Annotated in this window: 22 protein-coding genes and 1 pseudogene; 17 read left to right on the top strand and 6 right to left on the bottom strand. The window is 37.6% G+C overall.

Annotated elements, in window-relative coordinates:
- Positions 1-81: 81 nt before the first annotated feature.
- On the bottom strand, positions 82-213 hold the full coding sequence (locus D0469_RS21525) for an ArsR/SmtB family transcription factor (protein ID WP_267897288.1): 132 nt from the start codon (positions 211-213) through the stop codon (positions 82-84).
- Between the two features lie 206 nt (positions 214-419).
- Between D0469_RS21525 and D0469_RS06290 the strand changes: the two genes are divergently transcribed.
- Both D0469_RS06290 and D0469_RS06285 read left to right on the top strand, forming a co-directional pair.
- On the top strand, positions 420-908 hold the full coding sequence (locus D0469_RS06290; protein ID WP_117325792.1) for an SRPBCC family protein: 489 nt from the start codon (positions 420-422) through the stop codon (positions 906-908).
- 34 nt (positions 909-942) lie between these two features.
- Positions 943-1551 (top strand): flavin reductase family protein, encoded by a 609-nt coding sequence (locus tag D0469_RS06285; RefSeq protein WP_117325791.1) that lies wholly within the window; start codon positions 943-945, stop codon positions 1549-1551.
- A gap of 286 nt (positions 1552-1837) precedes the next feature.
- Here D0469_RS06285 and D0469_RS06280 read toward each other — a convergent pair whose 3' ends face one another.
- The gene (locus D0469_RS06280) at positions 1838-2380 is read right to left on the bottom strand and encodes a recombinase family protein (RefSeq protein WP_117325790.1); all 543 of its coding nucleotides are present in this window, start codon (positions 2378-2380) and stop codon (positions 1838-1840) included.
- Positions 2381-2557: 177 nt separating this feature from the next.
- Here D0469_RS06280 and D0469_RS06275 point away from each other — a divergent pair, with 177 nt between their 5' ends.
- The 3 genes from D0469_RS06275 to D0469_RS06265 all read left to right on the top strand — a co-directional run bounded on the left by D0469_RS06275 (position 2558) and on the right by D0469_RS06265 (position 6652).
- Positions 2558-4021, top strand: a complete 1464-nt coding sequence (locus D0469_RS06275; RefSeq protein WP_117325789.1) for a SulP family inorganic anion transporter — start codon at positions 2558-2560, stop codon at positions 4019-4021.
- Between the two features lie 18 nt (positions 4022-4039).
- Positions 4040-4459: a universal stress protein gene (locus tag D0469_RS06270; protein WP_117325788.1), complete on the top strand. Its 420-nt coding sequence runs from the start codon at positions 4040-4042 to the stop codon at positions 4457-4459.
- An 837-nt stretch (positions 4460-5296) separates the two neighbouring features.
- Positions 5297-6652 (top strand): TrkH family potassium uptake protein, encoded by a 1356-nt coding sequence (locus D0469_RS06265; RefSeq protein WP_117325787.1) that lies wholly within the window; start codon positions 5297-5299, stop codon positions 6650-6652.
- 263 nt (positions 6653-6915) lie between these two features.
- On the opposite strand, the pseudogene D0469_RS21520 reads toward D0469_RS06265, so the two are convergent.
- A pseudogene (locus D0469_RS21520) lies at positions 6916-7192 on the bottom strand (hypothetical protein).
- Between the two features lie 310 nt (positions 7193-7502).
- Here D0469_RS21520 and D0469_RS20830 point away from each other — a divergent pair.
- Entirely contained in the window at positions 7503-7784 is a 282-nt protein-coding gene (locus D0469_RS20830; RefSeq protein WP_142919166.1) for a hypothetical protein, read from the top strand.
- Between the two features lie 508 nt (positions 7785-8292).
- Here the strand turns inward: D0469_RS20830 and D0469_RS06255 are convergent.
- Entirely contained in the window at positions 8293-9171 is an 879-nt protein-coding gene (locus D0469_RS06255) for a LysR family transcriptional regulator (protein ID WP_117325786.1), read from the bottom strand.
- A 459-nt stretch (positions 9172-9630) separates the two neighbouring features.
- Here D0469_RS06255 and D0469_RS06250 point away from each other — a divergent pair, with 459 nt between their 5' ends.
- The 8 genes from D0469_RS06250 to D0469_RS06215 all read left to right on the top strand — a co-directional run bounded on the left by D0469_RS06250 (position 9631) and on the right by D0469_RS06215 (position 20603).
- A complete protein-coding gene (locus tag D0469_RS06250; protein WP_117325785.1) occupies positions 9631-10950 on the top strand; it encodes a cytosine permease in 1320 nt (439 codons plus the stop codon).
- A 474-nt stretch (positions 10951-11424) separates the two neighbouring features.
- Entirely contained in the window at positions 11425-11874 is a 450-nt protein-coding gene (locus tag D0469_RS06245) for a CoxG family protein (RefSeq protein WP_158553369.1), read from the top strand.
- A gap of 208 nt (positions 11875-12082) precedes the next feature.
- On the top strand, positions 12083-12961 hold the full coding sequence (locus D0469_RS06240) for an FAD binding domain-containing protein (protein ID WP_117325783.1): 879 nt from the start codon (positions 12083-12085) through the stop codon (positions 12959-12961).
- Positions 12962-12992: 31 nt separating this feature from the next.
- A complete protein-coding gene (locus D0469_RS06235; RefSeq protein WP_117325782.1) occupies positions 12993-13541 on the top strand; it encodes a (2Fe-2S)-binding protein in 549 nt (182 codons plus the stop codon).
- A gap of 8 nt (positions 13542-13549) precedes the next feature.
- On the top strand, positions 13550-15847 hold the full coding sequence (locus tag D0469_RS06230) for a xanthine dehydrogenase family protein molybdopterin-binding subunit (RefSeq protein WP_158553368.1): 2298 nt from the start codon (positions 13550-13552) through the stop codon (positions 15845-15847).
- Entirely contained in the window at positions 15844-18183 is a 2340-nt protein-coding gene (locus D0469_RS06225; protein ID WP_117325780.1) for a xanthine dehydrogenase family protein molybdopterin-binding subunit, read from the top strand. Before D0469_RS06230 ends, D0469_RS06225 begins: the two co-directional genes overlap by 4 nt.
- A 350-nt stretch (positions 18184-18533) precedes the next feature.
- The gene (locus D0469_RS06220; protein ID WP_117325779.1) at positions 18534-19841 is read left to right on the top strand and encodes an FAD-dependent monooxygenase; all 1308 of its coding nucleotides are present in this window, start codon (positions 18534-18536) and stop codon (positions 19839-19841) included.
- Between the two features lie 72 nt (positions 19842-19913).
- On the top strand, positions 19914-20603 hold the full coding sequence (locus D0469_RS06215) for a GntR family transcriptional regulator (protein WP_117325778.1): 690 nt from the start codon (positions 19914-19916) through the stop codon (positions 20601-20603).
- A gap of 135 nt (positions 20604-20738) precedes the next feature.
- Here D0469_RS06215 and D0469_RS22085 read toward each other — a convergent pair whose 3' ends face one another.
- Both D0469_RS22085 and D0469_RS06205 read right to left on the bottom strand, forming a co-directional pair.
- The gene (locus D0469_RS22085) at positions 20739-20957 is read right to left on the bottom strand and encodes an IclR family transcriptional regulator domain-containing protein (RefSeq protein ID WP_407675731.1); all 219 of its coding nucleotides are present in this window, start codon (positions 20955-20957) and stop codon (positions 20739-20741) included.
- A gap of 185 nt (positions 20958-21142) precedes the next feature.
- Positions 21143-21457 (bottom strand): helix-turn-helix domain-containing protein, encoded by a 315-nt coding sequence (locus tag D0469_RS06205; protein WP_117325776.1) that lies wholly within the window; start codon positions 21455-21457, stop codon positions 21143-21145.
- A gap of 350 nt (positions 21458-21807) precedes the next feature.
- Here D0469_RS06205 and D0469_RS06200 point away from each other — a divergent pair, with 350 nt between their 5' ends.
- The 3 genes from D0469_RS06200 (at position 21808) to D0469_RS06190 (ending at position 25295) form a co-directional block, all read left to right on the top strand.
- Positions 21808-21990 (top strand): hypothetical protein, encoded by a 183-nt coding sequence (locus tag D0469_RS06200; RefSeq protein ID WP_117325775.1) that lies wholly within the window; start codon positions 21808-21810, stop codon positions 21988-21990.
- Between the two features lies 1 nt (position 21991).
- Positions 21992-23509, top strand: coding sequence for a sodium:solute symporter family protein (locus D0469_RS06195; RefSeq protein WP_117325774.1), 1518 nt, complete (start codon positions 21992-21994; stop codon positions 23507-23509).
- Between the two features lie 1282 nt (positions 23510-24791).
- Complete coding sequence (locus D0469_RS06190; protein ID WP_117325773.1) at positions 24792-25295, top strand: GNAT family N-acetyltransferase; 504 nt, start codon at positions 24792-24794, stop codon at positions 25293-25295.
- Positions 25296-25301: the final 6 nt, after the last annotated feature.

Genomic DNA, 25301 nt, shown 5'->3' with positions numbered 1-25301 from the left:
GTTTATATGGTTTTAGAAATCTGTTTTATCAATTTAAAAAAACTTACGCATTTGACATTTATATACCACAAAGTAATATAACTATATGGAAATATACTGAAAATGCGGACTGTGAACTAAGCCAGCTTCACGTAATATTCGCAGAAGCTTCGAAACACCTGGCTGACTCAATTGAGTACATTCGACTAATTCTCCAACAGCTCTTGGACGTATTCATAGAAAGTCAATAATTTTTCTTCGGTTTGGTTCAGCAATTATCTCAAACAAGTACAATTAAAAAGGAATCACAGAAACACATTTATCATTTGCGTGCAGAACCACTTGCAGAAATTGATACCTGGATAGAGCCCTACCGTAAATATTGGTCCGATAGGCTTGATGCACTTGAACAATTTTTTGACGATGAGGAGAAATAGCATATGCTAGCAGTAATTGAAAAAGTTGAAGGTGGACATATCGCTCGATTCGAGCGTCCATTAAAGCATTCTGCAGAAAAGGTTTGGGCTGCTTTAACAGTAAATGAAAAGCTGGAAAAATGGATGTCTAATCTTCAATTTGAAGATCTTCGAAAGGGAGGTACCATTAAATTCAATATGAATGATGGAACTGGCGCATCATTTGATATTAAAATAATCGACCTGGCAGAGAATTCCGTTCTAGAATTCGAATGGGGCGATGGCTGTGTTCGTTTCGAGTTGTATCCCAAATCTGATGGCTGTTTATTAGTGTTTAAAGAGTTTATCAGTACATTAAATGACCATACCTCAAAAGATTTAGCGGGATGGCATGTTTGCCTCTATATGTTGAGTTCTTTACTGAATGGTCAGCATATTGACTTTCCTATGGAGGAATGGAAAAAATGGCATGAGAAGTATATTGTCGAAGTCAACACATTCGAGAATAAATGACGATATTATTAACGATTACGAGAGGATGATTGCTGTGCTTTCCATTGATCCGACAAACAATACCGAAAGAGAAAATTATAAACTTTTAACAGGTAGTATTATACCAAGGCCTATTGCGTTCGTCACGACGGTTTCAAAGGACGGGGTATTGAATGGGGCTCCATTTAGTTATTTTAATATTGTGTCCTCAAATCCACCGATGGTTTCATTGGCTATTCAACGGTCAGAGGGAAGGCAAAAGGATACAGCGAGAAACATCCTCGATTCGAAAGAATTTGTTGTTCATATTGTTGATAAAGAAAATGTAGAAAAAATAAATATAACAGCAGCAAGCCTTCCTCCTGATGAAAGTGAAATTAAACTTGCAGATTTAACACCCGTTAAGAGTGCCATAATTTCTGTTCCAGGTGTTAAAGAGGCGAAAATTCGAATGGAGTGTTCTTTAGAACATTCAGTAGAGTTAGGAGGTTTGGATTCTCCAAGCTGTGATTTTATCATAGGAAAAGTTGTTCAATTTCATATAGAAAATAACATATATGAAAATGGAAGAATTGATTACAATGGATTAGCTGCCGTCAGCAGATTGGCAGGAAACAATTATGCAGAAACAGGGGAAGTGTTCTCCATTAAAAGGCCCAAATAATCATTATTGAGTACCTATTTTAAAATGACGGATTGAATTTTAAGGCATAATGAATACTGTGTCCATTACATAAGCAAAAAAGGAAAGAACAATACTAATAAAGCATCAGTATAACACCCAATTCAGAAAAAGAACGGGATTAACGTTTTCAGTGCTGCAAATAACTTCTCAAACGGAGAAAAAATAACCAGTACAAGCCAGTGTTGCTCTTCATCGCACACTGGCTTGTTTTCATTTTCCGGTTAATCAATGGATTGGTTTTCAAACGTTGTAGTATTTAGGAACATTAATTTTCCAGGTAGCGATATAATGTGGATTTACTGATTCCTGTTTCCTTTTTTATTTCAGCCAAGCTGTATTTTTTGCTTTGATACATTATGATAGCCTTTTGCACATTTTCGTCAGGTTTTCTTGGGCGTCCTGTTGTAATTCCTTTTTGTTTTGCTTCCGTTAATCCTTTTTTTGTTTTTTCACTTATCACATCACTCTGGAAATCTAGCAGATGTTTCACTATATCATAGAATTGGTATCCTGCTTTATCACTTGTATCTATTGCCTCATGCAGAGAGAAAATATAAGCACCTTTAAAATTAATCTCTTCTAACAGTTCAACCAGGTGGCGTGTAGAATCTGCCAGTGCAAAAAGTCTTGTCACAACTATTTTATCACCTTCGTTCAAGTTGTTTATCATCTCAGTAAGCTGTGTTCTTTTTTTAGCAGAAGAATGTTCCTCAGATACAATGGTTTCACAATGCAAATCAATTAATTTATTTAGCTGGTATTTACAATCGAGGTCATCTTCGTACGGTCTCATATACCCAATTAACATTTAGACTCTCCCTTACAGTTGATACCCTGCTACCATAATAACATATCGATAAAGTAAAAAGAAAAGTCTCAAAAGGGTTCCTTTTTGGGATAGTAGATGTTACACTATGCTTTGTGAATTTAATATTATCTTGGTATTTAAATTACAGTTGAAATTAAACAGTTGAGGTGAAAAAGAGTGAGTGAAAAAATAAAACAGGAGTGGTTCTCGAATATTAGGGGAGATATCCTTTCGGGTATTGTTGTAGCCTTAGCATTAATACCGGAAGCTATTGCCTTTTCAATTATAGCTGGAGTAGACCCAATGGTCGGTTTGTATGCATCTTTTTTAATAGCAGTGATTATTTCCTTTGCAGGCGGCCGCCCTGGAATGATTTCTGCCGCAACAGGTGCTATGGCGTTAGTGATGGCACCTTTAATGAAGGAACACGGCTTGAATTACATTTTAGCGGCGACAATTTTAACAGGTATTATTCAAGTGATTTTTGGTGTTTTAAAAATAGCGAAGTTAATGAGGTTTATTCCAAGAGCCGTAATGATTGGATTTGTTAATTCATTAGCGATTCTAATCTTTATGGCTCAGGTGCCGTACTTCCTTGGAATCTCAAATTTAACATATATCTTTGTAGCCATTACCCTGCTGATTGTTTATGTATTGCCTAGATTTATTAAAGCTGTTCCTGCTCCTTTGATAGCTATCATTTTATTAACAGCTGTTTCTATTTATTCAGGTGCAGACTTACGGACTGTTGGAGACTTAGGCAATATAACACAAACTTTACCATCGTTTTTTATACCAGATGTTCCATTTACATTTGAAACACTTCAAATTATCCTACCTTATTCCATAGCATTAGCTATCGTGGGATTATTAGAGTCTTTATTAACAGCTACGATTGTTGATGACATGACAGGTACTGAAAGCCGCAAAAACCGTGAATCCAGGGGACAAGGGATTGCAAATATCATTACAGGATTCTTTGGAGGTATGGCTGGATGTGCGATGATTGGGCAATCCGTCATTAATGTAAAGTCTGGCGGACGGGGCAGACTTTCTACCTTAACTGCAGGGTTATTTTTAATCTTCCTTATCATCGTGCTGGGTGACTTAGTTGTACAAATTCCAATGTCTGTGCTTGTAGGAATTATGATAATGGTTTCCATTGGCACGTTTGACTGGTCGTCGTTCCAATACCTTTATAAAGCTCCAAAGAGTGATGCGATTGTCATGTTGGTTACCGTTGTGATCGTCGTGGCTACTCATGATCTATCCAAAGGAGTTATTGCGGGAGTTATTCTAAGTGCTGTATTATTTGTAGCCAAAATCTCAACAATCAAAGTAACAGCAAAAGATAAAAATTCAGGCACCCTTTATGAAGTAGATGGACAATTGTTTTTTGCATCTGTTGAAGGGTTTATCGACTCTTTTGATTTTACAGTTAAAAATACAAATATCATCATTGATTTCTCTGAAGCACATATTTGGGACGATTCGGCCGTAGGTGCTATTGATAAAGTTGTCTTAAAATACCGTGAGAATGATAACGAAGTAACGATTAAAGGTTTAGATTCAGCCAGTAAGCGGCTGGTGGAAAAACTGGCAATTTATACTCAGGCAGATCCGAAATTATCGACTCATTAACCTTTTAGGGGTGGAAGTATGTATAAAAACATCTTATTAGCTGTAGATGGTTCTGATCATTCCCTGCGTGCAACGAAAGAGGCAGTTAAGATCGCGTCATTAGTCGGTGATTGTACGATTGAAGTAGTGTATGTGGTGGATTATTCGAAAGCAAAGGATGAAGTTATTCATTCAATGGGGAAAGAAGAACTAGAACTTACCCGGCGGAAAAAGGTACTGCCAATTGAAGAGCATATGAAATCGAAAAACATTACTTACAATATCAAAATTCTTCGAGGGGAACCGGGTCCCTCCATTGTAGATTATGCAAATAAAGAATCCTTTCAATTAGTTATCATTGGCAGCCGGGGACTTAACACATTGCAAGAAATGGTACTTGGCAGTGTTAGTCATAAAGTCGTTAAAAGAGTAAAATGTCCTGTTTTGATAGTAAAGTAAAAAAGAAAACTGCTTCGCTTTTACCGAAGCAGTTCTTTTTGATTTCACAATGGTCCAATGCTGGCTTGTGGTATTCGTATATGCTATTTTTAGATGGGAGATATATGGGATATTCTTAGTATTAATCATTTAATCAACCTGAGCAGTTTCACTTTAAAACGTATCATGCCTAAGTAAATTTTTAGCGGAGTACAACGTGAATATGGTTCATTTCTAACGGTTTTCACTTATTTTATTAAAAGTTTAACTCTCTTTGTAATCATTATCTTTTTTCATTAACATACAAGGCTTTATTTATATATTTTGAGTTATTATCAGCTTTTAATAGTGAAAGCAGCAATTTTACAAAGATATCAGCGACTTTATAATGAGACAAAAACTATGGAAAGAGCCCCCGTCAGGTATCGTCAAATCTGCATATTTTTTCGTCCACGAAAATATATCATCAAGTTCGCATTTTTATAAGCGACTTATAGATTTTATCAAGCACTTTCGGAAATATATCGATTTCCCGACATAATTAAACAAGATTCGAGAGGATTTAAGAGGTCATCGGATATAGATATGCACAAATATCCGTTCTATAAAAATAATGTCAGTTGAAGTGAAGTAGATATAGTGATATGGTTGCATTAAATAGCTTTTGAAAGGCATTATCTTAACAATCAATTTTTCTAAAAAAGATCTTTAGATACTATACATTCAAATATAATTGGAGAATATAAGCTGCACCGGTAAATTTTATTTAAAAATGAATAAAGAAACTTAACGTGGCACAATTCTTTATTTGTTGGTTAGGTATAATTTTTTCAACAACTTCTATATAACTGGAGAAACATGAACACTCTACTAGCGAACATTACAAGACGATTTTCAGCAGCTCAAATAATTGTATTTTATTATATACTAGCAGTTGCTCTATCAACCATTTTATTATTGCTTCCTATAACTCAAAAGCCCAATGCAGAGTTAACATTCATTGATGCAGTATTCGTTTCAATTAGTGCGGTAACTGTAACTGGTTTATCTACAATTGACATAAGTCAGGTCCTTAGTGTTCCAGGGACGTTCATATTTGCAGGCATCCTTCAGTTCGGTGGAATAGGAATCATGGCTTTTGGAACAATGCTTTGGCTCTTAGCCGGAAAGAAAATAGGGCTTAGGGAACGAATGCTCATGACAACTGAACAAAACCAAGCGACGGTATCCGGAATCGTTAGGCTAATACGAATGATTCTCTTTTTCTTTGTTGTTATTGAACTTATCGGGGCTATTATATTGGGTACATATTTCCAAAAATTTTTTCCCACCTGGCAAGAGGCTTATTTACAGGGGTTCTTTGCGTCTGTTTGCGCGACGACAAATGCTGGCTTTGATATTACAGGAAAATCGTTAATCCCGTTTTCAAACGACTATTTTGTTGTGGGCTTTAATTTGGTACTCTTTATTATCGGGTCACTTGGATTCCCGGTATTAATGGAGGTACGTGAGTGGTTTAGACATAAGGGGAATCTTCCATTCCGGTTTACTTTGTTTACAAAGATCACCACCGTCACATTTTTCTTATTAATCATTATAGGAACCATTTTTATTTACCTAATTGAGTACCGACATTTCTATGCAGACAAGACTTGGCACGAATCTTTCGTTCTTTCTTTGTTTTATTCTACATCATCGAGAACTGGCGGAATGTCCATTAATGATATCAGTGAATTTTCGGCACCTACACTTTTTTTTCTATGCATCCTCATGTTTATAGGAGCATCTCCTAGCAGCGCCGGAGGTGGAATAAGGACAACCACGTTTGCAGTGATGCTGCTTACCATTTATTATTATGCGAATGGGAACAGGACAATAAAAATATTCAAAAGGGAAATCGATGAAGAAGATATCATCAAATCATTTGTGGTCTTCACAACAGCCATGCTTCTCTGTGCTGTGGCAGTACTCATCCTTATGAACATTGAGCCGGCCTTTTCACTAATGCAAATTTTATTCGAAGTTTCATCCGCATTCGGCACTGTCGGTCTGTCGCTGGGTATCACACCTGATTTGGGCACTGGCGGGAAGATCGTAATCATGCTGTTAATGTTTATAGGCAAAATTGGGATGTTCACCTTCTTATTCTTTATGGGAGGAAAACCTGAGAAAAATACATATCATTATCCAAAAGAGCGGATTATAATCGGATAAATGATGTATAGGCAACTGAAGCGTATAAAATAGAGACTGAAGGATCCCCCGCAAAACAGGGGATCTTTTTTTATTTATAAAAGGAAATTTATGATAAAAAGGGGAAAGAAGGGAAGTTATTGTAACTCAGAAACTGAATTCCTAATTGAGCGTTCTAGAAAAACTTCATTTAAAACACGGTTCTAAATCTGAAAAGATAATGGTTGATTTATGAGGAATGGCCATAATTCAAAGGCTTCAAAACGAGGAGAAATTATCGTCTGTTATTTGCTGCTTCTATATGCTTTAATAGATGTTTTCAGGACAGCATAATTTCCAATAGCTCCATAGCCATAAAACCAGCCCATGAAAATCCCAGCTGTCAGGCTATAACGATGGCTGATAAAAATGGAGATGATAAACCCTAATGTTAGGGCAAATGGACGGAACAAATTTTTTAGGTATATGTAAAAAGATTTTTAATAGCTGAGTAAGAACCATGATCAGCGGAACTACTAACACAACATCCCAAATGTTTGTATGTATGATGGGGAATTGCACTTTGCATCACCTCGTAGATAATTTGTCCATCACACAAAAAATTTAAACGAAGCTGTAAACTAATACACACCAAGTAATGTTAAAAACTTCAGAATCCCGCCTCGAAGCAATGATTTATATGGAGAGTCAGTCTTAACTAAAAGAACTTTTACGAGAGTTGGAAGGAAAGTTGTTAAGACCCGAAAATCGCATTTCTCAAAAAGAAATGAATCAATTAATTTCACCTGATTCTTTGAAATTGGAAACTCTGGCAAGTTTTAAACAAGGATAAAGGAATTATGAAGAAGGCATAAACAGTGAAAAGAGGACAATGAGTGATTTCAAAAATCATTCTTTATCTGTAGATGTAGTGTTATCTATCTATCGGTTATGTAACAAGATAACTCCACAGGATTCATTGCTAAATTCAATCATGAAATCAATAAGGGGGATGGAAAGTGTTCTTTCATCAATGTACAAAAACAGATCCAATGCCATAGGTACTATTAATAACATAGGGGATTCCATTTACGAAAGAGGTTTTAGGAAAATTTTGAAGCATGAAATTGTTGGGGAATACAACGGAAGGGGTATTGCTGAATATTTAAAATGAATTTATATGCATTAATTTAGGAGAAAAAACGTGAGTTGTTTTTATTCTTATGCATATACTCGCTTTCAAGAAAGTTATAATTTTTTACGGAATAATAATAGATCTCTTCGATGCAAAATACTTCAGCACGTAAGGTAAAACTACAATTAGTAGCTGAGTTATAAACCTTGAAAAAAGATCTTTTATTTCATCACTAGAGAAGTTAATTGAAACAGAGAAATTTGTCACTGATACTGATTTCGAATTGTCTATAGATTATATGGAGGTAACTTTTCTGTTTATAGGCTTTTTTGATAACTAGTCCACTAAATGTGAACTTTGAGACATAGCAAACCTATTTTATATGTAAATTTTTGCCTTGCAGTAAAATAAGGAGCAAAGGGAGATAACGAAAGGGAGTAGAAAGTCTCATTTGTAAAATCACCTCGTGTCTCAACAAATTGCCCCAAAATCTTCTTTAAGTTCTTTTCCATTTAAAGGGCTCTTTCTATTGAGTATCCATTATCGCTTAATAATTGACTGAGGTTGGTTCGGATAAGAAGATATCCTCATAGAATACTTCATATTTCCTGTATGCTACAAAATATTGAATTTCACAAATTAGTAAATCATCATGTATAGGGACGTGAACTAATTTCCCTTTCTTTATTTGATTTTCGAAGGCTTTGGAAGGGAGAAATGACACACCATTGTGATTATGAATAAGGTCATTCACTAATTCAATTTGATTGGTCATAATTCTTTTTTTACATTTAATGTTTCTTAATGTTGTTTGATCTTTAGATAAGGCTTTGTAAAAAATTAAAAATTCCTCTTCTAGTTCATCAACACTTTCCAAGCATTTTTTTTTGGACAAGGGATGTTTTTCAGCGACAATTAATCCATATTTTTCATTAAATACTGGGTGAGATTCTAAATGTTTATTGATAATAGGTTCAGTCACGAAAGCCAGGTCAAGAACTCCATCAATAAGTGATTTAGCGATCAGGGAGTGGTCCATTATAAGGAGATTAATATTTTTATTGTGAACTTCATTGAGTAAATTGATTTTTTCGTAGATGAAAGGATGGGTTAATGCAATAGAACTGCCTATGGTCATCAAATTTTCATTAGCGTCTTGGTTTAATTCGCTTTTCGCTGCATTAATAGTAGCAATAACTTGTTCCGCATACGGAAGAAACATCTTTCCTGCTCTTGTTAATTCTACACTTCGTTTGCCTTTTTTTCCTCTAACAAACAATTCTTGCCCTAGTTCTTCTTCTAAATAACGAATTCTGTTGGAAATGGTTGGTTGGGGAACAAAAAGACGTTTTGCGGCTTCTGTAAAGTTTCCATTATTGCAAACAATTAAGAATGTTTCTAAATACAATAGGTTAATGAAAAACATCCCCTTTCTAATATCGACTGAATTTTATGAATATTTTTATATATAAAATTTATTATAACATGTATTCACTATATGTAAATTGTTAATCACAATAAGTAAATAATAACTTATTCCAATTTGATCCGAAATTGATTTCTCATCGGGCCAATATGGAGGTTGTAATGATTTACCCATTTGTTTTCATAGTTACATATAGAATGTTAATGTGCGAAGGCTCTTTTTATTAACTTTTTGGGTCTTCATTTTATTTTTTTCTATAATTTATGAGATTTCCCGTTTTGTATTAATGAGCAGGCGAGTATGTTGCGAGTTATTTTTTAAGATAAAAAAGATATAAAGAAATTAGATAATTACATAAAAATTACGTATTTCCACTCTTACAAATAAGCACAGTATAATATGTAATAATCTGTGTATTTAGAATTTTTTGCTTTTAAAATACAAGTATAGGGGGATTAAATGAATAATATCAAACCATCCAATGAGGAAAATGTTGAGTTTGCTTTTGGTGAAGTTCCACAACACAAGAGGAAAAATCTATTTAGTTTGATTTTAGTTTTAGCAGGTTATCCCATTGCTTTATCAAATTTTGTAATCGGAGGTACCGTTGGTGTCGGTTTAAAGTTTACTGATGCTATTCTCGCATTAACGATAGGAAACTTAGTTTTGATCAGCATTGTCATATTAACTGGCATTGCAGCTTATAAAACCGGGTTATCAACTTCATTACTGTCGAAAAGGGCATTTGGGAAAAGTGGTTCTTACATATTTTCAAGTCTGCTTGCCTTATCAGCAATAACATGGGTTGCACTTAATGGAGACATTTTTTCTCGTCTGGTTATTCAAACGTTTGACTGGTGGCCATTATCTGTTCCCCTTACAGCTATAGTTGCCATATTATTATGGCTGCAGTCTGCTGTAAGGGGGTACAAAGGATTGGAAATCATAAGTGGTGTTGGCGTTCCAGCAGCGCTAATATTATCTTTTTACGGGGTTTACAAGGTCGGACAATCGTCAGGTGGATTTGAAGGAGTTTTAAGCTATATACCTGCTTCCCCGATTGCATTTTCAACTGCAACGGCAGCTATTGTTGGGGGATGGATTTTTGGTGCAACAATTACGCCTGATGTTTGCAGGTATGCTAATAAAAAATCGCATGTATTTATTGCTGGGATAATAGCTTTTATTCTTGGCTGTTTTGGACTCCAGTTTGCCGGTGTATTAATTGCCATTAGTACCGGCCAAGGAGACTTCGCATTAGCAATGGCAAGTCTAGGATTAGTCTTGGTTGCCTTCTTTGCATCAGTATTCTGTTTATGGACAACACAGGATAACAATATTTATGGTGCTAGTCTTGCTATTCAAAATATTATACAAGATACGAAATACAAAGGGAAAATCAAACATAAGCATATCGCGGTGGCTATAGCCTCGATTGCTGCCATATTGGCTGCAGGGGGAATCTACTCAAATATTCTTCCGATCATTACATTTTTATCAGTGTTAATACCACCGGTACCTGGAATTATCATTGCTCAAGAATTTTTTGTAAAAAAACAGCAAGCCGAATTAATGGTTAACCAGAAAGCGATGATATCCTGGCTGGTTGGAAGTGTATTAGGATATATTTCATTGCAGGCTGGATTTTTTATACCAGCAGTAATCGGTGTTGTGTCCGCAGGTTTATGTTATATCTTAATAAATACCTTAACAGGTCAACAAAATTCGCAAAATGTGGAGACAAAAACGGAGCAGGATGCTAAGACAATACCATATTAAGAACACATGGTTCAGAATAGCGAAATATAAATAAAGCCGAAAGTTTAAGAAGGCCTACTTAAGCAGATCCATTGATCTCAAAGTAGCCTTTTTTTTGTATGTCTGTCCCGGTTATCCAATAAAGATCTATCTCTGCAGACAGTTAGATGAAAAACTTTTGCTATCTGTTTTGTGCACCTCAATCTGTAAAGGGATAAGGCCATATTACATTATATTGTCTAATTAAAATGTCTTTATTCGAGTGATAGCCGATGGATAAATAACTATATAAATAAAAAAATTTTATTATTTCATTAAATTTACGTATTTCACAATTATATATTATATATTTTATAATTTTTATAATAAAATGAAAATTCTAATAAATATCTATAACAAAGTCACTTGCGGCTGCAGCATCTCTTCTGATAGCACAAACATTCCATATTAGAATTTTTCATGACTAAACAAATAACAGTAAAGGTGGTACTAATTGTGAATGTAAAAGGTGAAGTTATTGTTGATGCAAATCAGATAGATGTGTGGAATGCTCTAAATGATCCTGAGGTCCTAAAGAAGGCAACACCTGGGTGTAAAGTGTTGAACGAAATTGCGCCAGACAGCTATAAGGCGGAAATTGTACTAGGTATTGCAGCGGTGCGTGGTGAATATGAGGCTGAGATTAATATCTTCGAAAAATCTGAACCGAACAGGTATCGGCTAGTTATGAAGGCAGACAGCAACATGGGATTTTTAGAAGGCAATGCTGTCGTTGAACTGGACTATAATCATCCAAATACGACTATCCGATATGATGGCGAAGCACAGGTTGGCGGACTTATTGCTGGTGTTGGACAGCGAATCTTATCAGGCATTGCCAAGATGATTGTTAAAGACTTCTTTAAAAAAATCGCCAAAGAAACAAAAAGTAGATCAGTAAGTTAATTGAAAAAAGGAATAAAATCATTCTCATAATTTTCAATCTCCATTAAAATATCAATACTTCTCGCCTAAAAAAGAATAATTTAACCTTCGGAACATTCACCGCCAACCAAACTGATAAATTGACATTCTAGCTAGAAAAACATTTGCTTTTGTGGCGGCTCAATTCACTTGACTGTTCTTATAAACTAGGAAGGAAAGAGGGTATAACGTGAAACCAGCGGTTTTTGACTATCATTCTCCATCAGAGCTTAAAGAGGCATTGCATTTATTGAATGAGTTTGGATACGATGCAAAAATCATGTCAGGAGGCCAGAGCCTTATCCCTATGATGAATATGCGTCTAGCTCGACCAAAGGTTGTTATCGACATCAATCAAATTAAAGAACTTAATTATATTCGTATTAACAATTCAGTTATTCAAATCGGCGGATTGACCCGGCACTATCAGATAGAGGAATCAAAGGAGATTGAACAAGTATGCCGGTTAATTACAGAAGGAATGAAACTGATTGGACATTCTCAGATTAGGTCCCGGGGAACAATTGGGGGCAGTGTCGTACACGCGGACCCGACAGCAGAACTGCCAGTGATGCTTAGTACACTTGGAGCAACTATCACCCTTGCATCAGCAGAGGGGCAACGGACCGTTACAACAGAAGAGTTCTTCATGACATATTTAACAACTACAATTGAAATGAATGAAATATTAGTATCGGTTGAGATTCCGATACCTCCAGCCAATACAGGATACGCAATAGATGAATTTACCTTAAGAAAAGGAGATTTTGCAATCGTCCTGGCTGCAGCATCAGTAACCTTGGATGTGGAAGGCAAAGTGAAAGCAGCAAGACTCGCCTTAGGAGGGGTTGATGGTGTCCCAGTTCTCTTAGATGAAGTTACGGATGGTCTTATTGGTAAGATCCCGGATCAAAATCTTATAGCAGAATGCTGTATGGGAATTGGAGATATGGTAGATCCTGAGCCGGACATTCATGCAAGTGCTGAATATCGCCGGGATTTGTGTATCACATATGCAAAGCGTGTATTGGAACTTGCAGCTAAGAGAGCATTAAAACAACAACCATAGATTACTAGTATTTTTCGGAGGTGGAATCAACATGCAAAGAAATTTGAAAAAAATTGCTATGACTGTGAACGGTAAAGCCTATACTGCTTCAGTTGAGCCTCGTATGTTATTATCCGATGTTATTCGCGATGAACTTGGATTAACAGGAACCCATGTTGGCTGCGAACACGGCATTTGCGGAGCTTGTACGGTGATACTGGATGGGAGGCCTGTCAGGTCTTGTCTAGTTTTTGGGGTTCAGGCTGATCAATCTGATGTGATTACAGTTGAAGGATTAGCAGACTCTAACGGAGAGCTTCATCCGCTGCAAGAAGCATTCTGGGAAAAGCATGGCCTCCAATGCGGATTTTGTACACCTGGAGTTCTTATGTCTGCCTGCCATTTCCTTCAGCAAAACCCTAATCCAAGCCGTGAGGAAATCCGCGAAGGAATATCCGGCAATTTATGCCGTTGTACCGGTTACCAGAATATCGTTGATGCAGTAGAGCTGGCAGCTGAGACGTTAAATAAAAATAAAAGCAGCGATACAGAATCTGCTAAAGAGCAGGGGGTACACTCCGGAAGGGCCGTGAATGTATGAGCATTGGCATGAGCGTTAAGCGAATTGAAGATCCTCGGTTAATTACAGGAAATGGACAATACGTGGGAGATATTAAGCTGCCTGAACAATGTGAAGCTGTCATTGTACGCAGTCCACATGCTCACGCAAATATTCTTCGAATAGATACAGAAAAAGCACGTAATCTTCCGGATGTACTGATGGTGGTGACTGGAGAGGATCTGCCAAAAGATCTTTCTCCGATCCCGATGCGTCTGGCTCCAAACGAAGCTTTAACGAAAGCATTGCAATACCCCCTTGCAAAAGGAAAAGTGCGCTATGTCGGGGAACCGGTTGTGCTAATTGTGGCATCTTCAAGATATACAGCAGAGGATGCAGCGGACCTGATAGAAGTCATATATAAACCATTACCTCCTATCACTGATGTACAGTCAGCGATTCACCCGGATACAGCTGTATTGCATCCTGAGATCGGAAGCAATGATCTCTTTCTTATTCATTCAAAAAGAGGATCTGTCGAGGAGCAATTGAAAAGTTGTCCGTATATTTTAGAAGAAGATTTATATGTACAGAGACATTCAGGCATACCACTCGAAACAAGGGGACTCCTTGCATTTGTTGATAAGAAAAATAGGCTTACGGTGTTTGGACCTACAAAAGTTGTTCATTTCAACCACAATATTCTCGCTACCCTTTTAAAGAAAGAACCAAAAGACATTCGATTCATTGAAACAGATGTGGGTGGTGGTTTTGGGCCGAGAGGTGAATTCTATCCGGAGGATTACCTAATTCCGTATGCCGCTCTTCAGCTTGGCCGGCCAGTGAAATGGATTGAGGATCGGCTTGAGCATATGAAGGCGACAAATCATTCACGTGAACAAAAACACCATGTAGTCGTGGGGTTTGACGAGAGCGGGAGAATACATGCATTGAAAGATGAAATTTTTGTCGATACCGGTGCATTTATTCGAACGCACGGAGTAACGGTTCCAGTTCTGACACAAGGTTTGCTGCCAGGCCCATATGATATTCAAGCATTAGAATTCATTACACATGTAGTGGCAACCAATAAAACCCCCACTGGAACCTATCGTGGTCCAGGCAGGTTTGAAGGTACTTTTGTACGAGAACGGATTATTGATATGGTTGCAAAGAAACTTAATCTGGATCCGACAGTGGTTAGAGAAAGGAATCTGATTAAACCGGAACAAATGCCCTATACAAATGGAATCTCTGCTCTCGGACAGGTGGTGGAATACGATAGTGGAGATTATCCATTTATTCTAGATGCGGCACGGCGTGCAATGGATTGGGATCATTTTACAGAAAGAAAGATGCAAGCTGAACAAGAGGGAAAGCTACTCGGGTTAGGATTTGCGATGTTTGTTGAAAAGTCAGGGCTCGGTCCTTGGGAATTTTGTGAAGTTGAAATGAAGGAAAATGGAGAATTAATATGCAAAACCGGACTGGCGGATGTAGGGCAAGGGGTGAAGACTGCACTGGCCCAGATTTGTGCTGATCAATTAGGTATTCCTTATTCTAAAGTTACAGTCATTCATGGGGACACAGATACAGTTGAAAAAGGAAACGGCTCCTTTGCAACCCGTGGAACAGTGGTCGGTGGATCTGCCGCCTGGTATGCTTCAGCAGCCCTAAAAAAGAAATTATTGGAGGGTGCTGCTGCCCATTATCACATTCCGAGAGAGGAACTGGACATACAGAATCAAAAAATTATCCAAATCTCAAATAGTATAGAACTAGGTCCATTAGAAGACATCGTTGTGAAATGCAAAGATCAAGGAATTGATCTGCATGAAAAATATACCTTCTCTATCGATCATATGTCATATCCATCAGGTATACACGCTGCTGAAATAGAAATTGATTCAGAAACAGGAAAAGTCAAAATTGAAAAATACTATATTGCTTATGATATCGGCCGGGCAATTAACCCTTTATTGGTTCGAGGGCAGCTTGTTGGAGGTATGGCTCAAGGACTCGGAGGAGCACTTTATGAAGAGCTCAGATATGACGATACGGGACAGCTAATTACGGGTTCATTTATGGACTACTTAATACCTAGCTCTATGGAAGTTCCTGAAATTAATATTGAAATTTTTGAAAATTCCCCGTCGCCGTTAAATCCGCTTGGCGTCAAAGGAGCAGGTGAAGGAGGAACTGTTGCTGTTGCACCGGCAATTGCCAACGCAATCACGAATGCTCTGGATAAATACCCGATCAATATTACTTCTTTACCAATACGGCCTGAGCTAATAAGAGATGCGATAAAAAAAGGCCCTGTCAGGAATGAGGAGGAGCAAACATGAAGTACATAGGGAAACCCATAAAGCGAAAAATCGATCCCCGTTTAATTCGCGGCGATGGACGCTATATCGCAGATTTAAACATTCCAGGAACGTTATGTGCCGCCTTTTTGCGAAGTCCGCATGCACACGCACGAATTCTGGGCATCGATCTTGAGCAGGCTCGAAAGCTGCCTGGTGTTGTTGCGGTATTTGGTCCAGATGATGGAACGGACTTCGATTCACTTCCTGTACTGTTCCCACATCCGAAGTTAGTCCCGGTAACACAGCGTCCACTAGATTCCATTGTACATCATGTAGGCGAGCCGGTAGCAATGGTCGTTGCCTTAAACCGCTATATCGCGGAAGATGCCATTGAATTAATTAAGGTTGATTATGAGCCTTTGCGAGCGGTTGCCCAATTGGATGACGCCATTAAATTTGATGCTCCTCTAGCACATCAACATTTGGAGTCAAATGTAGCTGCTCATTTTCAGCAGTCGGTAGGGGATGCCAAAGCAGCTATGAAAGAAGCCCCGGTCGTGGTTCATCATCGATTTAAAATCGGCCGTGTAAGCTGTCTGCCAATTGAAACAAGAGGATTGCTTGCTAAATGGGATTATAATGGAGCGGAACCAGCACTTGAAGTGTTTGCTGCAACCCAAAGCCAGCATGAAATGAGATCTATTTTAGCTAAATTGTTAAAGGTATCAGAAACTAATGTTCGGGTAATTGCTCCAGATGTTGGAGGTGCATTTGGTGCGAAAGCTATTTTCTATGTGGAAGATTTTCTTGTATCATGGGCTGCACGTATGGTTAAGGCGCCTGTCCGATGGATTGAGGACCGGATGGAGCATATGATGAGTTCCATTCATGAACGTGAGCAGTATCATGAAGCTTCCCTTGGAGTAACCAATGACGGAAAGATCCTATCAGTAATGGATAAGATGCTAGCTAACAATGGTGCGTATGTTCCATGGGGGATCATCGTACCTATTATGACTTCTACTTTAATACCTGGACCTTATAAAGTGCCAAATTATTTTTGCGATGCGACGGTTTTATATACGAATACTGTTCCCTTAGCTCCATTTCGTGGAGCAGGCCGCCCGCAGGCAGCATTAATTTTAAATCGCTTACTCGATCAGGCAGCTGAAAAACTTGGCATTGATCCAGTAGAAATCCGTCGCAGGAATCTTATCCAAGAGGATGAATTCCCATATAGAACCGGATTGATGTCCCGAGATGGCAAACCGCAGATCTATGACAGCGGCAATTATGCCAAAGTATTGAGCGAGGCCGTTGAAATTTCGAAATATACCGAGTGGAGAAAAAGGCAGCAAGAATACCGTAAGCAGGGACGGTATATTGGAATAGGTGTTGCGTCGGCAATTGAAAATACAGGTTTCGGTTCTTTTGAAGGGGCAACTGTTCGTATTGAAATTACAGGAGATATTACAGTGCTGACAAGTGCTGCTACTCAAGGACAAGGACATGAGACAACATTTGCCCAAGTAGCTGCAGAAGTATTTGATGTACCAGTGGAAAAGGTTAATGTACGTGAAGGGGATACAGGGCTTGTCACTTATGGAACGGGGACATTTGCCAGCAGAATGGGCGTTCTTGTCGGTACAGCTATATACAAAGCTTCTCAAGCAGTAAAGGATAAGGCTAAAGCTATTGCTGCTGCAAAATTAAATTGCGCATTGGAATTATTAGAGATGAAGGACGGGTATGTTTTTATGGTAGATGAACCATCGAAAAGGATTAGTCTCGGCGAATTAGCTCATGAAGCTAGAGGCCTTTTTCCAGGAACTACTTTCCCCTACCATATTACACCTGGATTAGAAGTAACAGATTATTTTGCACCTGAAGCAGCTTCAGTGACAGGAATGACTGATATTGCAGTAGTGGAAATTGATCCTAATTCTTGCGCAATTAAAATTTTAGATTATACATCTGTACATGATAATGGAAAACTGCTCAATCCTCTTATAGTCAAGGGACAGGTGCAAGGGGGCATATCGAATGGAATCGGTACAGCGTTGTATGAAGAAATTGTGTATGATCGACAAGGTCAGCTTTTAACGAGTACGTTAATGGATTATTTGGTTCCGTCATCCTGTGAGATTCCAGATATGAAAATTGGGCATGTCGAGACACCATCCCCATTAAATCCGCTCGGAATGAAAGGAGCAGGGGAAAGCGGAACAATTCCAGTACCAGCGGTTATACAATCAGCTGTAGAAGATGCATTGCGAGAATGGAATATTAAGGTGGAAAATATCCCCGTCAAACCGGCGCAGCTAAGGGAGCTTCTTCGTCATAAAAAACAGGTCACCGCTAGCGGCATTCGGTAGTAAAAGGCATCTTGAAAATTGTTTGTGGTTGATAATTCACTTAAAAAAAGAAGAAAAAAGCAGAAATTTTAAGCAAAAATAAACCCGATTTCAAGTTGTGCTGAAAAGAGCAAATAACACTTTTATATAAAAGATTATAACTGTTAACACCTGAGGATAGAAGAACGCAGGAGAATATCCTCCACTTTAATATTGAAATAAATCTATACCTTACCATAGAAGAATATTTGTTCCAGTTATGCACTTGCTCTTAAGCATAAATACACAAAAAGCAATGAAGCTGTAATTTGCTTTGTGATCAGTCTGTTATTAATGATGAAAATATAGTAAGAAAATAGGTGATGTAACTAATGGAAAACTTGATAAATGAAGTAAAAACTGATGTGTGTATCGTTGGTGCTGGACCTGCTGGAATGCTATTAGGGCTTCTATTGGCAAAGCAGGGGCTGGAAGTGACAGTTCTCGAAAAAAATATCGATTTTCACAGGGAGTATCGGGGTGAGATTACCCAGCCGCGTTTTGTTCAGTTGATGAAACAATTAAATTTATTGGATTATATTGAATCAAATTCTCACGTGAAAATTCCTGAAGTGACCGTTTTTCATAATAATGTTGAAATTATGAATCTCGCATTTAATACACTGATTGAAGAAGAAAGCTACTGTGCAAGATTGACTCAGCCTACCCTGCTTGCAGCATTACTCGAGAAAGCGAAACAATATCCAAATTTCACATTATTATTTAATTCTAAAGTGAAGGATCTGCTTAGAGAAGGGGGAAAAGTTGTCGGTGTAGCTGCCCAAACCAAGCCAGGCGAACAAATTAATTTTTCTGAGGACGGGGTGTTTGAAGGACTTTTGAACATACAGTCCAAAGTAACAGTAGGTGTTGACGGAAGAAATTCAACGATTGAAAAACTGGGCAATTTTGAACTAGATCTTGATTATTATGATAACGACCTATTATGGTTTTCTTTCGAAAAGCCGGAATCATGGGATTATAATATTTACCATTTCTATTTCCAAAAAAATTATAATTACCTTTTCTTACCGAAGCTGGGCGGATTTATTCAATGTGGAATTTCTCTCACAAAAGGAGAGTTTCAGAAAATTAAACAGGCGGGCATTGAATCCTTTAAAGAAAAAATTATTGAAGATATGCCTATTCTAAGAGCCCATTTTGAATCGGTTACAGACTTTAAATCCTTTGTATTACTTTTATGTAAGATGCGGTATATAAAGGATTGGGCAAAGGACGGCCTTTTACTTATTGGTGATGCAGCCCATTGTGTTACTCCATGGGGAGCAGTAGGAAGCACACTGGCAATGGGAACAGCAGTGATTGCAGCAGATGTTATTTATAAAGGCTTTAAGAAAAATGATTTATCGCTTGATACGCTGAAACAAGTACAAGAAAGGCGCAAAGAAGAAGTTAAAATGATACAAAACCTGCAATTAACATTGGAAAAGTTTTTGACAAGGGAACCAATTAAGAAAGATTTAGCTCCTCTTATGTTCAGTATTGCAACCAAAATGCCTGACATCACTACTGTATATAAGAAATTATTTACAAGAGAAAAACCGCTGGATATTGATGAAGTATTTATCTTTCAGGACAAAGCAGTAACAGGCAATAACCCCGAACACAGTGTTGTTTAATCTCAATGAATGGCAAAAATGCTATTTTGTGGGGAGTGAATTTCTAATTATTTTAAGAAACGAGGGAGAAGGGTGATTACATCCAGAAAATTCGAGAAGGAAACTACATCGATGGCGGTTTATAGGCATTTATACGACCGCATCGTAACAGGTTATTTTCAGCCAGGGGAATGGATAAGAGAAAGGCAGATCAAGGAATTGTTGGGAGTGAGCAGCACACCTATAAGAGAGGCTTTAAAGATGCTCGTTCAAGAACGTATATTAGAATCCGTACCGCATCATGGAGTGCGAATAAAAAAATTTTCTATTAAAGAAATAGAAGATATTTATGAATTTAGAGCTGAATTGGAAGGTCTGGCAGCCCAACTTGCAGCTAAACGCGGCAGTTTAGACCAATTTAAGGAAATGGATGAGCTCCTTCTTTTAACACAACAAAAACTAGAAAAAACTAGCCATATCCAGGATTCGGAATTACTAATGTTCAATAATGAATTTCACGACCTCCTTATAGAAGTAAGTGGAAATCACGCCCTCAAAAACGCGCTTTTTCATCTTCGTGCCGGAATTGATTTAATACGAGTAATGTCAATCAAAAGAAACAGCGGACGATCATTTGATACTTTAAACCAACACAGGCTGATCTTGGATGCAATTATGGCTAGAGATCCAATTTTGGCTCGTAAACGGACCCATGAGCATATTTGGGATTCAGTTAAATTAGTCTTACAATCTTGCACTGCAGAGAATTACCAGACTGATTGATCAATAATAATCGATAGCAAAAAATAGATAAACAAAAACTCCTCAATATGAGGGGTCCAAAACTGGAATTCTAACTTTCGTGTACTTCTTCACATTCCCTTTTCAAAGATTCTGATAAGTTTTTACAAGATTTTTTTAAGTGTGAATGATTTTAGAATTACTTGATAAATCCAATACGCCTAATATACCTACTATTGATATCGTCGCGATAATTTTGTTATCACAGCCGAATATTGGGCAACCGACTGCTACTATCCCAGGAATGAGAGATTCCATAGAAATTGAGTACCCGTTTTTTCTTACTTCTGAAAGTTCTTTTCTAAGCTCTTCTAGATCTAACTGATGTTCAAGAATTTCTCTGTCAATGATCTCTTTTGGTTAACTATTCGGGCAAATATGCGGCAAACAATCTTCCGGATGTGGTAAGTACATTACTCGTGTGATAACCTACTCTAATCCCGATGTTTATTGGCCGTTTGCTTTCTTCTATATCGATGGGATAGGGGCCATTACCTCTCCAAACAGTTAGGAAAACGGTTTCATTTAAAAGTATCTCTTAATTTTATCAACGCAGGTTTTGCTAAATCTTTAATGTTATATCTTTTTGAGGCGTTAACTCCTATAGTAATTAGATCCGACCCAATTGAATATTGAAGGGAGGAATCACGTTTTAAGAAACCTGTCCGGCAAAAGCTGGTAAGGTATCGGTGAAGCTTACTATTAGAAATGTCGCACAAGTCGGATATTTCAGTTATAGATAAAGGCTTTTCAGCTTTACCTATTTTCTTAAGTATAGAAAGACCAAGCTCCAAAGATTGGATACCCTGTGCAGTCATTTCGATATCAGTTTTCATTTTACGATTCTAGATACTCCTCTGCTAGATGATTTTTGTTTTAGTACAAATGCAAAACATTTTCGGCTATAGGCGGATTGCTGGGACTTTTACTGCATTTAATACATTGGTCAAGCGTCTTTGAAAGAAGACAGAGAATTTAGAAAAGTAGCAATAGCTATATTTTATTTTAAGTATATAAGCAATAAATTTCCACAGCAAGCTTAACCGGGAAAAATGCAAAGACTCTTATTTATTCTTATTTATATATTATAAAAATTTATATTTAAATAAAGAATATGTATTTCTCATTATGCTAGTTTAAATTTATAATTTTCATAATATTACAAAAATTTAAAAGGAGGAAACAAATGAGCAAACATGAGGTTTTTTGGGGTCTGGTAAGTATGGGTTTAATTCTGCTTGCTTATATACTGCCGTATACTATTTTAACAGGGGTGGCTCGGTGGTATGGCAGTTTTCTATTGTGGGTTGTAATAGCAGTAGTAATCATTGGCGTGAATTATATTGTAGCAAGAGAATGGAGGGCTTAAGTTGACAACAAGTGCTGTTTGGTGGGGTATTGCTATTTATACTGCAGTTTCACTTTATATTGCTTACTTATCTCGAAGTGGCAAGGAAACCAGCATGTCAGGCTATTTCCTTGGAAATCGTAATATGAATGGATTTGTTTCAGCTTTAAGCTATAGTGCAACAACATATAGTGCATTTATGTTGGTAGGGTTAGCAGGCTTAACGTATCGGGGCGGGGTAGGTGCTTTAGGTTTTGAAATCATTTATTTTGTTGGTGTGACACTAGTAGCCTTTTTTGGCCCGAGGTTTTGGCTGGCAGGAAAGAAATATGGTTATGTAACACCGTCTGAAATGCTGGGTGATAGATATAACAATAAATCAGTGGCTACAGTTATTTCTCTAGCAAGCTGTATTTTCCTTATTCCATATAGTGCTGTGCAGTTAGCGGGGGTGGGTTACTTGCTGCAAGGGATGACCGAAGGTAAGATTTCCTTCACTACAGGAGTTATTGTAGCAACGGTATTAGCCATTGTATTTTCTTTTGTTGCTGGAATACGTTCTGTAATGTGGACAGATTCATTACAGGCCTTGATGATGATCATTGCCTCCACTGCTGTAGTGTTAGTAATCGTTCATCAGTTAGGAGGATTCGGTCAATTTTTTGGAACATTGGAAGCCAAACAAGCAGAATCATTAGTTGTCCCTGGCAACGGGTTTTTCAATTTTGCTACATTCTTATCATTAACAATCCCATGGCTATTCTTCAGTCTTTCTAATCCGCAAGTAAGCCAGCGATTATTTATGCCCTCATCGTTAACCAGTCTGCGACATATGTTAATCGGATTTTTGGCTTTTGGTCTAATTTACACATTGGTTTCAGTAATATGGGGATACTCGGCACTTATCATGTATCCTAATCTTGAAAATCCAGATGTAGCCACTCCAAGCTTATTATCTTCGGACCTTGTTCCGCCAGTCCTGGGTGTTATTGTAATGGTCGGAATTATTGCAGCAGCAATTTCAACTATAGATTCAATCCTATTGACTCTTGCTTCCCTTTTTGCTCGTGATGTCTATGGGAATTTTAAAAAAGGTTCGGATGACGTGCGTCAGCTCGCCATAGGAAAAATAGTGATTCCTATTATTGCAATCATGGCATATGCTTTTGCACAACTCCAATTAGATCTAATAGCTGTGTTATCAGTTGCCTCATCGGCAGGGTTAAGTGTAACGGTCCCTGCGTTAATTGGTGCATTTTTCTGGAAAAGAGGAACAGCTGCTGGTGTATTAACGAGTGTTATATTTAGTGGTTTACTGGTGCTCATTTTAGAAATGCTGAAACTCAAACCATTGGGGCTTGGCTCAGGTGTATGGGCAATAGCTGTAGCTACCATTTTATTTGTGGGAGTCAGTTTGATCACAAAAGCCCCAACAGAAAAGGCAACAGAATTCATGAATTATATTAGTAAAGAATTGAAAAGTAATTTAAAATCTACATTTAGAAATGGAGCGGAAGATTCCAGCAAGAAAATTTCATAGATTTAAGAATTAGGATTTATTGAAGTGAAGACTTATTGTATACATCCAAGAGGAAATAATAAAAAGGGAAGCAAAAAATTATATACTATTACGCAGGCGATCTACTTTTGGTAGGTCGCTTTTATTTTCAATACTGTAAATTATAGATGCCTGTCTATAGTTGGGCCCATTTTAGGAGCTAGTTGCTATTAGTTTTATGAATAATAATATCTGTCTGTGGAGCGCCTAATCTGGAATTAGACCTTTTTAATGCTCGACGGTAAAGGTGTAACCGTCATTTGCTATACAACTTCAACATTTATAAAGATTCATGCTGCGCTCTGGTTTTTGTTAGACGCCACATCACTTAAAAAATAGGGAAGTATTACCACTAAAAAAAACGTAAGTTTTTCAGCAGCCTCTATATAATTGTGGAGGTGTTTTTTAGTTAGTATTCGGTTTGGGGGGGAGACAGTTTGTTGTCACTTATTACTTTGTTAACGGAAGTCATTGATCTGAAAGCAGCAAAATACTACTTATCAGTATTTCGATCCAAGAAACGGTTTATTTGATTAGATTGGTATCTCTCATACCTTAAAACTTTACCCCTTTGTGTCTTTTGGATTTAATTATCTGTTTCTTCCTATACATGTATTATCACCCTAAAAAAATTGGCTCCACACAATGTCCTATCGTGTAAAATGAACATGACTATAGGAAAAATAAACCTTCTAGGTGGAGCTAATTTGGATATAAAACTGGAAATAAATGACTATGAAGCATACTTTGGATATCATTTTAAATGTAGCTAAACAACCCAGTCTAGTGTAATATTAGGATAAAAATCAGGAGGTGAATCTAAGACATCAGAATGAATCTGGCTATACCCTGTATGCCAGATTAGATGATTTAGAGCAGCAGCTCTATCAGAAAGTCGTATTTTATTTGGTGACTATATTACAGATTCAGATGTCAGGTCTATGCCACACTCATCCGCTTTGATGCTGCATATTTATCAGCCATTTAGGCTAACAGGAATCGTTTTGTTGAGTTCCCCGAATTTATGGGGTTTTGTAAGGGATATGTATAAGAACACATGCTTTGGGAATATACCTAATTTTATGCATTAAAGGTCCATTATCATCTATCAAACCATATAGCAAGTGATTACCACTAGAGCAAGAATATTTTTCCAAAGGGGCCTGACCTTTCAGGACTTCAAGCAATACATAATCGTCAAGCATTAAGCGGGAAGACAGAAAAAGTTTTAATCAGATAACAATTAAATGTGAGGGGGAAAGCTATGATTATTCGTGACGCAGCGACCCGGGAGTTGGCTTTTATCCGCAAGCAGAGAGTCAGCGCATACGAAGAACATGCAGCAAAAATACCTGCAGATCATTGGAATGCCTTAAAAAAAGCAATATCATCTGATGCGGATTCACACGATGGCGTTGCACTGATTGTTGCTGAGGTCGATGGTCAAATTGTCGGCAGTGTTGCTTTGTTTCCTGCAAAGAGTGATGCATACGAAGGGTATCTTGATGAGCTCGATTATCCTGAAATTAGAATGCTTGCTGTTGCGCCTGAAGCTCGTGGAAAAGGTGCAGCCAAGGGTCTTGTTTCAGAGTGTATCAGGAGAGCTGAGGCGAAAGGGTTCTCATCCGTTGGACTGCATACTGGAGAATTCATGGCTAGTGCCATGGGACTGTATGAATCTATGGGGTTTATCAGGGAACCGCAATTTGATTTTGAGCCAGCAAACGATGGCATTATTGTAAAAGCCTATCGACTTACTTTAAAATAAGTTATT

This window comes from Peribacillus saganii, from assembly GCF_003429095.1.
GTDB classification, from domain to species: Bacteria; Bacillota; Bacilli; order Bacillales; family DSM-1321; genus Peribacillus; species Peribacillus saganii.
The sequence above is the reverse complement of the archived record's forward strand: the minus strand, read 5'-3'. Positions and strand labels throughout refer to the sequence as shown.